The organism is Nonomuraea sp. KM90 (assembly GCF_052246675.1).
GTDB lineage: Bacteria > Actinomycetota > Actinomycetes > Streptosporangiales > Streptosporangiaceae > Nonomuraea.
Map to the genome: position 1 here is coordinate 16,466 of NZ_JBQQCB010000124.1, position 13,529 is coordinate 29,994.

Consider the following 13,529-nt stretch of genomic DNA (forward strand, 5'->3'; position numbering starts at 1 on the left):
CGAAGTCGCCGACACATCGCCGCTCCGGCCCGTACCCGCCGACACACGCGACAGCGACGACCACAACGACGACCACAGCAACGACGATGTCCAGCCGGGGGCACTGTCTGACCGGCTCGTCTTGGACCAGACGGACCAGACGGACCAGCCGCCCCCGCATCGGTCCCGGCATCGCCCGCTCCGGCGGCGTCTCTGCTCGGCAGCGTCCCGGCCGATGTCCAGGACCGCTGGCGCGACCTTCAGTCGTGCTTCGTCGATGACCCCAGCGATGCGGTACAACGCGCCGACTCGCTCCTGCAGGAGATGACGGCCTCGGTCCACCAGGCGCTGGAAAGCCGCATCCGTGAGCTGCAGGACCTGTGGAAGAACACCGGCGACCACGACACCGAGCAGCTGAGACTGGCCCTGCGCTCCTACCGCGACATCATGCACCGGCTGCTGCCACTCGCCGACGAGCAGGCGACCCGGTAACCCTGCGGGTGCCGAGTATTCATCCGTGCAGGTCATGGAGGTGATGCGTTCTCTCCCGCTCCCGTCGCGCGCGCCGCGCACGGCATGATGGTCAATCGTGTTATTGCGCTTGGCCTACCTCACGGTGACGACCACCCTCTCGTTCCTGGGACTGCTCCCCCGAACCGACCGGGACAAAGAGATCGAAATCCTGGTGTTACGGCACCAATTGATGGTGCTGCAGCGGCAGGTGACCAAGCCCGCGTTCACGCCGACTGATCGGCTCCTCCTCGCTGGGCTGCTTCACCGCCTGCCCACGGAGAGACTCCGGCACCTTGTGTTGCTGGTCCGGCCGGACACCGTCCTGCGCTGGCACCGCGATCTGCTGCGACGCCGTCACGCCGCGGCCAGCGCGCCTCGCGGGCGTGGACGTCCGCGGACCATCCGGTCCATACAGTTGCTGGTGTTGCGGCTGGCACGGGAGAACGCCTCGTGGGGCTACCGGCGTATTCACGGTGAGCTGGCCGCGCTCGGCATCAAGGTCGCCGCCTCCACCGTGTGGGAGATCCTCAAAGCACACGGCATCGAGCCGGCTCCCGAACGGACCGCCACAACCTGGCCCACCTTCCTACGCAGCCAGACAGATGTTTTGCCGGCGTGCGACTTCTTCGAAGTCCGCACCCTCACCGGTGCCCGCCTGTACGTTCTAGCGGTCATCGAGCACGCCACCCGCCGTATCCGCGTCCTCGGCGTCACCGCCCACCCCACCGGTCAGTGGGTCACCCAACTCGGCCGCAACCTCGCCATGGACCTGCAAGATATGGGTAGCTCGGCCAAGTTCCTCATCCGTTGACCGGGACGCCAAGTTCGCCGCGGCCTTCGACGCGGTGCTGGCCGATGCCGGACTACGTATCGTCAAGAGCGGTGTCCGGATACCGCGATGAATGCAATCACGGAGCGGTGGATCCAGACCTGCCGACGCGAACTGCTGGACCGGACGTTGATCTGGAACCAGCACCACCTTCTGCACGCGCTGCGCGAGTTCGAAACCTTCTACAACGAACACCGGCCGCATCGGGCTCTCTGCCAGGCAGCTCCGCTCCGACCGCTTCCCATTCCCAACGCTGACCCAGTCCAGATCACGGTGCTCGACATCCATCGACGTGATCGACTTGGAGGCATCCTGAAGGAGTATCGGCATGCGGCTTGACCTGGCCGGATGATTAATCGGCACCCGCAACTTCGGCAAGCGCCTCACCGGAGCCCATCGCATCCAGTCGCCTCTGCCATAGCGAGCCGTCGCGTTGCCGTGGTCGCAAGGTCACAGCTCGCTGGGGCCGGCCCCACTCACGTTTCTGGTAATCGCCGCGTACTCGAGGCCGGACCTGCTGGAGGCGGGCTGCACGGTCACGAGCCGGCTCGCGGCCTGGACATCAGTGCCCAGACGATCCACAAGTTCGGCTCGACAAGTGGAGCCGAACGAAACCGTCCTGGCCATGCATACCCATACGAGTATCGATCCCGGCCCGGCAGCCGGACCGCGCTCCCCGAACCGGCCGGTAATCGCGCTGTCCCTGCTCAGCAGCCCTCGCTGCTCAGAGCAGATCTGCCCCAGGCAGATCGTGTCGACGCCGGTCCGGATCGCCTCACAAGATGGACGCATGAGCGAAGAATCGAAACTTCCGCTGTTCAACCCACGAATGAGACGCGAACTCTATGAGCAGCGTGTTCTCGTTCTCGACGGCCCTCTCGACGACGACAATGGGACACTGCTGGCCACCCAGCTGATGGCACTCGCCACGCAGGATGCGTCGTCCGATATCGCCTTGTGGATTCATTCCCCGGGTGGCTCGGTCCCGTCGATGCTTGCGATCCGCGACATCATGCGCCTCATTCCCTGTGACGTATCGACCCTCGTCCTGGGTATCGCTTACAGTGCCGGGCAGTTCTTGCTGTCGTCGGGGGCCCGTGGGAAGCGCCGCGCTCTACCGCACTCACGAGTCCTGATGCACCAAGGCTCGGCGGGAATCGGTGGCACCGCGGTCGACATCGAACTGCAGGCCGGCGACCTTCGGCATACGCGCGACACGGTGCTCGGTCTGATTGCCGAGGACACAGGTCAGCCTGTCGAGCGCATATTCGAGGATTCTCTGCACGATCGTTGGTACACGGCACAGGAAGCACTGGACTACGGCTTCATCGACGCCATCGTGCAGAACTTCGACGAAATCGCGCCACAAAACCGCCCACGGCTCGGATTCGGCGTCACCCAAGGAGTCGGCCAGTGACCACATATACGATCCCGAACGTCATCGCCTCGAACCCTCGTGGCGAGCGGATCATGGATGTCTACTCGCACCTGCTCACCGAGCGGATCGTCTACCTGGGCACCGCAATCGACGCGGGCGTCGCGAATGCTCTCATCGCGCAGCTGATTTTTCTGGAATCAGACAACCCCGAGGCTGAGATCCAGTTCTATATCAACTGCGAAGGCGGAGACCCGAGCGCGATGCTCGCGATCTACGACACCATGCGCCATATCCGCCCGCGGGTTTCGACGACCTGTGTGGGACAGGCCGTCGCGGTGGGTGCCGTACTTCTCGCCGCGGGCGCCGAAGGCAAACGTGCCGCTCTCCCCCACGCACGGATCATCCTGCACCAGCCGGCAGCCCAGGGACGCGGAGCGATCCCCGATCTCATCTTGCAGGCCGACGAGGTCGTACGTGTGCGGGCGGACATCGAGCGCATACTGTCACGGCACACCGGCCAGACGGTCGAGACCCTGCGCGCCGACACCGATCACGATCGCGTGTTCACCGCTACCGCGGCCTTGGAGTACGGGCTCCTCGATCAGATCATCGAGGAGCGTTCATAGGCCCGTGGACAACCCCGGCAAGCCGCGCTACGCGGCCAGAGCATACGCCGCCGAGCAGGTGGCACCTCTCGACGCGCCCTGCTGAGCAGGCCGCAAACTCTCGGCAACGGCAAGGGTCAGATCGACCAGGGTCACATCCAGCGCCCCGGCGACCGCGGCGATCATTTCGCTCGACGGCTCCTTGACGCCTCGTTCGATCTCGGAGAGATATTGCGGCGAGACTCCGGCGCGGCTTGCCGTCTCGCTCAACTTCTCGCCCCGCTCATGGCGAAGCCCTCTCAAGCGCTCACCGAGCACCTGCCGCCACAGCGGCTCGCGAGCCGGAGACGGCTCGGGGGCGGTCCGATTGATCGCTGGACGCGACGGCATGGATGAGGCCATACCTCACCATAGGTCGATGGCGCGTTCGAGTTCTGCCGGCTTCGCGCAGAGCAGAACCGTCTCGGCTTACCCTTGCCCAGCCTCAGGCCATTCGCGCGCTCACCGAGCGGTCGTCACGGCGGCGACCACTCGGTGAAGCCGAAGACCAGCCACGTGAGCACCGCTTGCGCAGGTGGTGTTCCTTCATGATGAGGATCCGGTCGAGTAGTTCGCGGCGTACGCTGCCCACCCAACTCTCCATGATCGCGTTCATCCGAGGAGCCTGAGGTGCGGTAAGCACCACACGGATGCTGTCCCGCTCGCAAATACGGTTTCGTACTGTGAGCTGGGGTTTTGCTGCGTGATCAAGGCGGTCGCTGCGACCATCGCGAGGTGCTCTTATCGTTTGTCTACCGGTTGGTGAGGGGCCTGTTCGGCCTGCTGACCGTGCTGGTCCGCTCCGATCTGTCCAAGGATGTTGAGCTGCTGGTGCTCCGTCATGAGAACCAGGTGCTCCGCCGTCAGCTCGGCGGTCAGCCGCGGTGGGGTCGCGTCGACCGGCTCTGGCTTGCAGCGTTGTCGCGACTGATCCACCGCCGCCGGTGGGCGGAGGTGTTCCCGGTCACCCCGGCGACAATCTTGCGCTGGCATCGTGATTTCGTGGCACGTAAATGGACCTTCACCGACAGGCGACGCCCCGGCCGACCCTGCACCCGCCGGCCGGTCAAGGCACTGATCGTTCGAATGGCCCGGGAGAACCCGACCTGGGGCCACCGGAGAATCCAGGGCGAGTTGGCGCGCCTGGGCTACGCGATCGCGGCCTCCACGGTGTGGGAGATCCTCCACGCCGCCGGTATCGATCCCGCGCCCCGCCAGGTCGGGCCGGCCCGACCTGGCGGCAGTTCCTGACCGCGCAAGCCCACGCGATCATCGCGTGCGATTTCCTCGTGGTCGAAACCGTGCTGCTCCAACGGTTGTATGTGCTTGTCTTCATCGAGCACGGCACCCGGAAACTGCACCTGGCCGGAGTGAGCGCGCACCCGGCCGGAGCATGGACGGCGCAGCAGACCCGCAACCTGGCCACAGATCTGGGTGACCGCATTGCCGGGCTGCGGTTCTTGATCCACGACCGAGACCCGCTCTTCACCTCCGCCTTTCGGGAGGTCTTCGAAGCTGAAGGGCTGCGGCCGGTCACCACGCTGCCGCGAACGCCAAGAATGAACGCGATCTGCGAGCGGGTCATCGGTACCCTGCGCCGCGAACTCCTGGACCGGATCCTGATCCTTGATGAACGCCACCTGGCCCGCGTGCTCCAGGAGTATCTGATCCACTACAACGGGCACCGGCCGCACCAGTCCAGACAACAACGGCCCCCGGACATCGCAACGCAACCCTCCCGAGACGTGACCGACCTCAACGACTTGCGATCCATCCGCCGAAAACCCGTCGTCACCGGCGTGATCAACGAATACCATCACGCCGCATAACCGCAGCTCAAGCCACGTAACTCAATATTCGAGCGGCACACGGTCTCGCTGAAGAAGTCGATCAAGGGGCTGACCTTCATCCGTGACTCCGACATCAGAAGCGACTACTTCGCCAAGAACGCCGACAAGTACGGCGGGCTGATCGAGTTCTACCGGTCCCCCGCGCGCAAGCAGTGGACCCCGACGGGCACCAACGTCCCCGACTACCCCAAGCTGGCCCAGCTGTGGTGGCAGAACGTGGCCACCGCGGTCACCGGTGAGACGACCGCCCAGCAGTCCATGGACAACCTGGCCAAACAGCAGGACGACATCCTCGCCCGCCTGGAGCGCCGGGGCTACGGCGGCAACTGCGCGCCGAAGTTGAACCCTGAGCGGGATGCCCAATACTGGTTCGACCAGCCGGGGGCGCCGGCGCCCAAGCTCGCCGACGAACGCGGCAAGCCGGAAACCCTCGACTACGACAAGCTCCTGGCCCAGTGGGGTTGACAGGCGTGCCGCACCGTCCGGGAGATGATGGTCAGGGCTCGGTCGATGTCGTCCGCGGACACGTCGGCGTGGGTCACCGCGCGCACCCTCCCGTGTCCGAGTTCCGCCATCGCCACCCCGCCCGCCCTGGCCGCCCGCAGGAACGAGGCGTGCCCCTGATCAGCGCCTGAAACCCGGAACATCACGATGTTCGTCGCAGGCCGGCCGACCACCTCCACGCCGGGAATCGCGGCCAGCCCGCGGGCCAGGCGGGCGGCGTTGGCGTGATCGTCGGCCAGCCTGGCGACCATCGTCTCCAGCGCGACGATCCCCGCCGCCGCCACCACGCCCGCCTGCCGCATGCCGCCGCCGAGCAGTTTCCTGGCGAAACGCGCCCTGGCGATGAACTCCGCCGGGCCCGCGAGCATCGAGCCCACCGGTGCCGACAGCCCTTTGGACAGGCAGAACTGCAGCGAATCGCAGTGAGCCGCCACGTCCGCGGCCCCGACCCCGAGCGCCAGGGCGGCGTTGAAGACCCGGGCCCCGTCCAGGTGCACGGGCAGGCCGCGCTCGCGGGCGAGGTGACGCAGCTCCGCCAGGTGGTCCAGCGGCAGCGCCGTCCCGCCGCTGCGGTTGTGGGTGTTCTCCAGGCAGAGCAGGGCGGGCCTGGCGAACTGCGGATCTTCGGGGTCGTCGGGGAACTCGGCGGCCACGTCCGCCAGGGACATGCGGCCGGCGGCGTCGCTGCGCACGGGCGCGTAGGCGACGCCCGCGCACACCGACGCGCCGCCGGCCTCGTAGAGGTAGATGTCGGACTCGGCGTCCACGATGATCTTGGAGCCGCGGGGCGCCCACGACATGATCGCACTCAGGTTGGCCATGGTGCCGCTGGGCATCAGGCAGGCGGCGGGCTTGCCCACCCGTTCTGCGGCCAGTTCCTCCAGCCTTCGCACCGTCGGGTCCTCGCCGTAGACGTCGTCCCCGACCGGCGCCGATGCCATCGCCGCCCGCATCTGCTCGGTCGGGGTGGTGAAGGTGTCGCTACGAAGCTCGATCATGGATCTCCTCGCCGAAATCGATCAGTTCGCACGCCGTGCCGAGCGCTCGCAGCAGTTCCTCGCGCGTGGCCGCGTGGGCGATCACGTGCCCCAGGCGGTCGTAGGAACTGCGTGGTGGTCGCACCTGCTGACCGGGACGCGCGCTCACCAGAACCTCCTTGACGCCGGGCACGCCGGCCGCGGCTTCGACGCCCCGCGCGTGACGCAGCACGCCCGGCCGTGTCACCGCCAGGAACCTGATGCCGGCGTGGCCGGTCCGCCTGGGCGCCAGCCGTACCGGCAGGCCTGCGGCGAGCCTGAGCTGCTGGCCGACGAGATCCTGCCCGTCGACGAGGCGGATCAGCTCGGGGATCATGCCGCCGGCGGGCCGCGCGTTGAGCTCGATCACGCGGACGCCGTCCTCGGTCAGCTTCAGTTCGAGATGCGTGGCGCCCCACTGCGCTCCCGTCGCCCGGAGCACCCGACGCGCCACCGCCTCGATCGGCTCCTGCCGCGCGCCCGGGTAGATGTGCTGCGCCTCCACGCGGTACGGCAGGCCGAACAGCTCCCGCTCCACCACCCCGACGCAGCGGACGCCGTCTGCGGTGCCGAACATCTCGACGCTGACCTCCGGCCCGTCGACGTACTCCTCGACGAGCGCGTGCCGGGCGGCCTGCTGTCCACGGACGTTGGTGCGCAGCGCGAGGATGGTCCGCACGTGCGACACCGCGTCCTGCGGACGGGTGCACACCTTGACGTTGTGCGAGCCCGAGTCGTCCACCGGCTTGACGACGCAGGGCAGGCCGACCGCGTCGATCGCCGCTTCGGTCTGGTGCTCGGTGCTCACGACGGCGAAGCGGGGTTGCGGCACTCCCGCTGCCGCCATCACACGTCTGAAGCGTGCCTTGTCGCGGCAGTCGCGGATCGAGCCGGGGGTGTTGCCGGGCAACCCGTGGCGCTCCGCCAGCCAGGCCGCCGCTTCCAGGTAGAACTCGCTCGTGGTGGTGATTCCCGCCAGTGAGCCGCGCGGGTGGGCGGACACGGCGGCGTGCAGGGCCGACCGGCTGTTGGTGTCGCATGCCACCACCTCGGCGCCCGCCTCGGCGAGCCCGGCATACCGGCTGGTGTCATGGGCCAGGAGCACCGGATCCAGGCCCAGCTCCCTCGCCGAGCGCAGTGCCCGCATGCCGGTGCCGGTCGTGTTCGACTCGACGAAGATCAGCCGCATGGCCGGCCTTCCTGGACCGTGTACGACCACCCGGTCACGACCTGACCGGGGCCGACGCGGACCGGTCGCTCCGACTCCGTCATGTCGTACAGGCCGTGGGCCTTCCAGTAGTCGTCGTCGTAGACGCTGTCGCGGTAGCGGTCACCCCTGTCGGGCATGATGCCGACGATCCTGGACCCTCGCGGCGCCGCCTCGGCCAGGTGGCGCAGGACGCGGTACACCGATCCCGAGGTGTTGCCCGCGAAGATCTGCTGTTCCCGCGCCAGCTCTCGCGCGCCGGTGAAGGCCTCCCTGTCGTTGAGCCAGTGGATCTCGTCGATCAGGGAGTGGTCGAGGTTGTCCGGCATGAGGCTGTTGCCGAGCCCGCTCTGCTTGCGCCGGGGGTCGTCCGGCTGGCCGAACAGGACGCTCCCGACGCAGTCGACGGCGACGGCGCGCAGGTCCGGCACGCGCTCGCGAAGGGCTCTCGTGGTGCCGCAGAGGGAGCCGCCGCTGCCGACGGAGCCCACCAGGATGTCGAGGCGGCCGAGATCGTCGAGCAGCTCGCCGGCCAGGGCACGGTAGGCGGCCGGATTCTGCGGATTGCTGTACTGGCGTGGCCAGAACACGCCCGGCAGCGTGTCGAGCAGGGCCGCCAGCCGTTCCAGCCGGGCGCTCTGCCAGCCGTGGCGTGACATCGACTGGACGATGTGCACCTCACAGCCGAGCATCTGGATCTTGGCGAGGGTGAGCGGGTCGATGCGCGGGTCCGTGACGATGTGCACCTCGTGGCCCAGCATGGTGCCGACCATGGCGATGCCCAGCGCCATGGTGCCGGAGGAGCTCTCCACGATCGGGGCGCCCGCCTGGAGTTCGCCCGAGCGCCTGGCCTCCAGGATCACCTGCTTGGCCACCCTGTCCTTCATGCCGTACAGGTTCTGCAGTTCAAGCTTGGCGAACACCTCGACGCCGCGTTCCCTGCCCAGCCGCATGGCCACCAGCGGCGTGTGTCCCACGGCGTCGATCACATCCCGATAGCGCATCAGTGACCTCCCTGCCCGGTCTCTGCCTGGAACAGGTCGTCGACCGCGTGCCGTGCTCCGCGCACCGTCGTACGGCGCTGCCGCCACTGCTCCTCGAGCCGGTCCATCGCCGCCGACTGTTCCTCGATGATCCTGCGCACCGCCTGCGGATGCGGCGAGCCCACGTGCCCGCGGCGGTGTTCCAGGCTGGGACTCAGCGCGTCGCCGAGGACCGCGGCGGCCTGGGCCTGCCGAAGCGGGTACCCGCGCCGCGCGGCCATGTCGACCAGCAGGTCGGGATCGGGCTCGCCCGGCGGGCGTCCCGTCTTGACCGCCGAGGCGATGTAGGACCCCGAGATGACCTGAGCGGCCCTGCTCGGCACGTCGGCCACGAGCGTGAGCCGGTTCGCGAGCAGGGTCCCGCCGAGGTAGCGGTCCTCGCAGACGGCCCGCATCCGTGACTCGGAGAAGGTCATCCGCCCGAGCGCGGCGGTCATCAGCGAGAGCACGGACCGGGTGGTACCGAAGATGTCGGCCACGTGAGCCCCGCCCTCCTTCGACACCTCCACGGAGTTGGCGAACGGCGTGGCCCGCTGGCACAGCGCGGCGTCGACGTACCACCCGGTGAGGTGAGCGGCGCGGGCGCGGACGCGTTCCAGCACGGGGAAGTTGCGTTTGTGCGGCATCGCGGAGGAGATGCCCGCCAGCTCGTCGGGGAGGTCGGCGAAGCCGTACGCGTCGCTGGTCCAGGCCATCAGGTCGGTGACGAACCTGCCGAGGACCACGCCGAACGTCGAACACTCGGCCGCGACCTGCAGCACCCACGTGCGTGAGGCGACCGCCACGAGAGGGTGCGACCACGCGCGTGCGAACCCGAGCAGCTCCGCGATGCGCTCGCGGTCCCAGGGCAGGTGGGGGCCTGTCATCGCGCCCGCGCCCAAGGGGCAGGTGTCGATGTCGTCGTAGGTGTCCAGTAGCCGCCGCGAGGAGTGGATCAGGTGCTCCGACAGTGCGGCGAGGTAGTGGCCCGGCGTGGTGATCTGAGCGGGCTGCAGGTGCGTGTAGCCGGGCATGACCAGGTCAAGGTTGCGCAGCGCGAGCGCGTGGGCGGCGCGGACGCACCGCGTCAGGCTCTCCGCGGTGCCGGCCAGTTCCGCCCTGCCGAACAGCAGTTGCGCGCAGGCCTGCAGGTCGTTGCGGCTGCGGTCGAGGTGCCATGCGGGGATGGGCTCGGTCAGCGCGCCGAGGACGTGCTTCTCGATCGCGAAGACGATGTCGGACATGTTGGCCGACCGGTCGGCCGTCAGCTTCTCGGCGGTCACGTCATCGAGTGCGTTCCGCAGGCAGGCCGCCTCACCGGCGGTGACGAGGCCCATCCGCAGGTACTCCAGGACGAGCACCTTCTCGGCCTCGACGTACCAGGGCAGCAGGTGGGCGACCTCGTACCTGAACTGCGGCTCCAGGATCTCCTCGTGCAGCAGCCGGTCGGGGCCCGCTTCGATCCGCCCGCTGAGAGACTCCGCTGATACACCGCTCACCCGCGCACCTCCTCGTGTGTGAAAACAGCGTCGGGCGCGATCTCGGCCAGCAGTTCGGTCAGGAAGGCGCCCCCGGCGGCGGAGTTGGTCATCACGACCAGCCCCTGGTCGCGCTCGGTGAAGACGATCGAGAGCTGCTCGTATCCGGGGAACTCGCCGCCGTGCCCGAACCACCGGTTCTCGCCCTCGCCGTAGACGAACGTGCCGAGCCCGTGCCGTGTGCCGGGCCCCGGCGTCACCAACTGCTCTGCCGACCAGCGGCTGAGGAAGGCGGTGGGCCGCCCGGTCAGCGCGCGCTGGATCTCCAGTTCGGCACGGGCCAGGTCGGTGGCGGTGGTCCAGATGCCCGCCGCGGCGGCCTCAGGGCTGACGCGCAGGTGGTCGTCGCCGGGCGTGCCGTCGGCGTGGTGGCCGATCGCGATCCGGTGCGCCGGGTAGGCCGCGGGCGTGAAGTGGGTGTCGGCCATGCCGAGCGGCCGCAGGACCAGGCGCCGCATCAGGTCGGGGAACGGCTCGCGGGCGAGGTCGGTGAGCGCCTGCTGCAGGACCGTGTAGTGGTGGCCCGAGTACCGGTAGCGGGTGCCCGGCGGGTGCTCCACCCGGATCGGGCCGGTGGCGGACGGCGGGCGCCCGTCGAGGATGTCGCCGAGCGTGGGCACGGGCGAGCCCGGCGGGTATCCCGGGTACTCGGCGTAGGTCAGGCCCGCGGTGTGGCCGAGCAGCTGCCGCACCGTGACCGGCCCGCCTGTCAGCCGCCAGGTCGTCAGATAGGTGTTGACGTCGGCGTCCAGGCCGAGCAGGCCGTCCTGGGCGAGCCGGAGCACGGCGAGCGCGGTGACGTGCTTGCTGGCCGACCCGCCGGGGAAGACGGTGTCCTGCGCGACCGGGCGATCCGGCCCGGCCATGCCATGGCAGCGGGTCTCCTTCAGCTCCCCGTCGTCGAAGAAGGCGATGCTCACCCCGGGCACGTGGTGGCGGGCCATCGGCAGCAGCAGCGCGGGCGACCCGGCACGCAGGTGGCTCACCTGGGGGACGCTCCTGCGCGGCTCGGCGTCGATGAGCGCCCGCAGGTGGTGCAGGAAGCGTTCCGCCAGGTGGCCGACCTCCTCCGGGGGTCCTGTCCACTGCGTGCGCAGCCGGCCGTCGGTGATCTCGGCCTCGACCTCGATCGCGTGGGAGCGCAGACCCGCCGGATCGCGCGGCGTGCCCGGCGCCTCCCCGAGCGGGGCGAACAGGGCGTCGCCCGCCGGGCGTGCGCGCCTGCCCTGGTAGTTGAAACAGACCTGCGCGGGGATCGCCAGGCGCCGCCGTACGTCCTCGTCGGGGTGCAGGTGGCGGGCGATCGAGTGGCCCACTCCCTGGTACGGCACGGCCCGCAGCTGGCCCTTGACCGCCTCCAGGGTCCGCGCCGGGTCGGCGGGGTCGTCCAGGACCAGGTATGCCGGGTGGTAGGCGGTGAACCAGCCGACGGTCCGCGACAGGTCGAGCGTGTCGCTGACCGCTTCGCGGCCGTGGCCCTCGACGTCGATCAGGGCCGAGTCGCCGCCGCAGCGTTCGGCGACCGTCCTGGCGAGCGCGGCGAGCAGCACCTCGTGGACCCTGGCCCGGTGCAGGCGCGGAACGTCGTGGAGCAGGCGGCGGGTCGCGTCCTCGGGGAGTTCGGCCTCGACGATCGCGGCCGAGCCGATCTCGCCTGGGTCGAGCGGTAACGGGACGGCCGGGCGCGGGGCCAGCCAGTAGGGGAGCTCTTCGGCCAGGCGGTCGGATGCCGCGTAGGTCCGGAGGGTTTCCGCCCACTGTTTGTAGGAGGACGTCTTGGCGGGCAGCGACACCGGGTCGCCCGCGGCCAACTGGGTGTAGGCGGTGGCCAGGTCCTCCAGGAGGATGTCCCAGGAGACTGTGTCGCAGGCCAGGTGATGGACGATGAGCAACAGGCTCTCGCCGGCGGCGGAGTGTATCGCCTTGAGCAGCGGCCCCTCGGCCAGATCGATACCGGCGTGAGCCTGGTCGGCGATCCGACCCAGGTCCCCTTCGGCAGCGTGGATCAGCGCCACGGCGTCGTGCTCGGCCAGGTGGCAGTGCCAGCCCCGCTCGTCGCGGACGAGGCGGAGCCGCAGCGCGTCGTGGTGGCGGATCAGCGTGTCCAGTGCCTGCCGGAGCAGGTCGAGATCCACCTCGGCGGGGCAGTGGACGAGCATGGACTGGTTGTAGTGCGCGTGCCTGAGCCGCTGGCCGGTGAACCAGTGCTGGATGGGCGTCATCGGCACCGGACCGGTGACGGGGCCCTGATCCGCGACGGGCGCCGGCGTGGTCTCCGTGGTAAGGACGGGGGCGAGGTCGGCCACGGTCTGGTGGTGGAGGACGTGGCGCGGGGCGAGATGGAGACCGTGCCGGCGAGCCAGGCCGGCGAGGGTGATGGTGAGGATGGAGTCGCCGCCCAGATCGAAGAAGTTGTCTCCGGTGCCGATCCCTGTCACGCCCAGCACCTGCTCCCACAGGTCGACGAGCAGTGCCTCGGTGGCGGTGGTGGGCGCTGCGTGACGGGCGGCCGGCGGAGCGGGATCCGGGAGGAGCCTGCGATCGACCTTGCCCGCGCTGGTCAGCGGCATCTCCTCCAACGTGATGACCGTGCTGGGGATCATGTAGTCCGGCAGCGCCTCGCCCAGGAAGGCCCGTAGTTCCTCGGGGCCGGGTTCGCCCGTCGCGGGGACGACGTAGGCGATCAGCTGCCTGTGGCCGGAACCTGTCTGGTGCACGGCCGCGACCGCCTGGGAGATGCGCGGGTGCAGCAACAGGCGTGCCTCGATCTCGCCCAGCTCGATGCGGTAGCCGCGCACCTTCACCTGGTGGTCGATCCGGCCGAGGAACTCCAGGTTCCCGTCAGGGCGGAACCGGGCCAGATCGCCGGTGCGGTAGAAGCGGGATCCCGGCTCGGCACTGAACGGGTCGGGCAGGAACTTCTCGGCCGTCAGTCCTGGCCGTCCCAGATAGCCTCGGGCCACCCCGGCTCCGCCGATGTACAGCTCGCCGATCGCGCCGGGCGGGACCGGGTTGAGATGGCGGTCCAGCACGTACATGGTCGTGTTCG

Annotated in this window: 15 protein-coding genes; 8 read left to right on the plus strand and 7 right to left on the minus strand. The window is 69.1% G+C overall.

The window, feature by feature from the left end; genetic code table 11:
- The first annotated feature begins 303 nt into the window (after nt 1-303).
- The 5 genes from ACTWPW_RS52665 to ACTWPW_RS52685 all read left to right on the plus strand — a co-directional run bounded on the left by ACTWPW_RS52665 (nt 304) and on the right by ACTWPW_RS52685 (nt 3,325).
- Nucleotides 304-471: a hypothetical protein gene (locus ACTWPW_RS52665; RefSeq protein WP_443173375.1), complete on the plus strand. Its 168-nt coding sequence runs from the start codon at nt 304-306 to the stop codon at nt 469-471.
- Between the two features lie 97 nt (nt 472-568).
- The gene (locus tag ACTWPW_RS52670) at nt 569-1,303 is read left to right on the plus strand and encodes a hypothetical protein (RefSeq protein ID WP_443173376.1); all 735 of its coding nucleotides are present in this window, start codon (nt 569-571) and stop codon (nt 1,301-1,303) included.
- Between the two features lie 87 nt (nt 1,304-1,390).
- On the plus strand, nt 1,391-1,660 hold the full coding sequence (locus ACTWPW_RS52675) for an integrase core domain-containing protein (protein WP_375119290.1): 270 nt from the start codon (nt 1,391-1,393) through the stop codon (nt 1,658-1,660).
- Between the two features lie 451 nt (nt 1,661-2,111).
- On the plus strand, nt 2,112-2,738 hold the full coding sequence (locus ACTWPW_RS52680) for a ClpP family protease (protein WP_357892696.1): 627 nt from the start codon (nt 2,112-2,114) through the stop codon (nt 2,736-2,738).
- Complete coding sequence (locus ACTWPW_RS52685) at nt 2,735-3,325, plus strand: ClpP family protease (protein ID WP_185101837.1); 591 nt, start codon at nt 2,735-2,737, stop codon at nt 3,323-3,325. Before ACTWPW_RS52680 ends, ACTWPW_RS52685 begins: the two co-directional genes overlap by 4 nt.
- A gap of 27 nt (nt 3,326-3,352) precedes the next feature.
- Here ACTWPW_RS52685 and ACTWPW_RS52690 read toward each other — a convergent pair whose 3' ends face one another.
- Both ACTWPW_RS52690 and ACTWPW_RS52695 read right to left on the minus strand, forming a co-directional pair.
- The gene (locus ACTWPW_RS52690) at nt 3,353-3,706 is read right to left on the minus strand and encodes a helix-turn-helix domain-containing protein (RefSeq protein WP_185101836.1); all 354 of its coding nucleotides are present in this window, start codon (nt 3,704-3,706) and stop codon (nt 3,353-3,355) included.
- 82 nt (nt 3,707-3,788) lie between these two features.
- Nucleotides 3,789-3,959, minus strand: coding sequence for a hypothetical protein (locus ACTWPW_RS52695; RefSeq protein ID WP_375119292.1), 171 nt, complete (start codon nt 3,957-3,959; stop codon nt 3,789-3,791).
- 80 nt (nt 3,960-4,039) lie between these two features.
- On the opposite strand from ACTWPW_RS52695, the gene ACTWPW_RS52700 reads away from it, so the two are divergent.
- The 3 genes from ACTWPW_RS52700 (at nt 4,040) to ACTWPW_RS52710 (ending at nt 5,658) form a co-directional block, all read left to right on the plus strand.
- A complete protein-coding gene (locus ACTWPW_RS52700) occupies nt 4,040-4,594 on the plus strand; it encodes a helix-turn-helix domain-containing protein (protein ID WP_375119293.1) in 555 nt (184 codons plus the stop codon).
- A gap of 38 nt (nt 4,595-4,632) precedes the next feature.
- On the plus strand, nt 4,633-5,172 hold the full coding sequence (locus ACTWPW_RS52705; protein ID WP_375119294.1) for an integrase core domain-containing protein: 540 nt from the start codon (nt 4,633-4,635) through the stop codon (nt 5,170-5,172).
- Nucleotides 5,173-5,409: 237 nt separating this feature from the next.
- Nucleotides 5,410-5,658 carry a hypothetical protein gene (locus tag ACTWPW_RS52710; protein WP_375119295.1) on the plus strand — a complete coding sequence of 83 codons (249 nt, stop codon included), beginning with the start codon at nt 5,410-5,412 and terminating at the stop codon, nt 5,656-5,658.
- On the opposite strand, the gene ltaE is transcribed toward ACTWPW_RS52710, so the two are convergent.
- From ltaE to ACTWPW_RS52735, 5 genes are all read right to left on the minus strand, one after another.
- The gene (ltaE, locus tag ACTWPW_RS52715; RefSeq protein ID WP_375119296.1) at nt 5,628-6,695 is read right to left on the minus strand and encodes a low-specificity L-threonine aldolase; all 1,068 of its coding nucleotides are present in this window, start codon (nt 6,693-6,695) and stop codon (nt 5,628-5,630) included. The genes ACTWPW_RS52710 and ltaE overlap by 31 nt on opposite strands.
- Entirely contained in the window at nt 6,679-7,902 is a 1,224-nt protein-coding gene (locus ACTWPW_RS52720; RefSeq protein WP_443173377.1) for an ATP-grasp domain-containing protein, read from the minus strand. The genes ltaE and ACTWPW_RS52720 overlap by 17 nt, the downstream gene beginning before the upstream one ends.
- Entirely contained in the window at nt 7,893-8,924 is a 1,032-nt protein-coding gene (locus ACTWPW_RS52725) for a cysteine synthase family protein (RefSeq protein WP_375119298.1), read from the minus strand. Before ACTWPW_RS52725 ends, ACTWPW_RS52720 begins: the two co-directional genes overlap by 10 nt.
- A complete protein-coding gene (locus ACTWPW_RS52730) occupies nt 8,924-10,441 on the minus strand; it encodes an argininosuccinate lyase (RefSeq protein WP_443173378.1) in 1,518 nt (505 codons plus the stop codon). Before ACTWPW_RS52730 ends, ACTWPW_RS52725 begins: the two co-directional genes overlap by 1 nt.
- Nucleotides 10,438-13,529, minus strand: a 3,092-nt coding sequence (locus ACTWPW_RS52735; RefSeq protein WP_443173379.1) for a serine hydrolase, incomplete at its 5' end; no start/stop codon positions are given. The genes ACTWPW_RS52735 and ACTWPW_RS52730, both read right to left, overlap by 4 nt.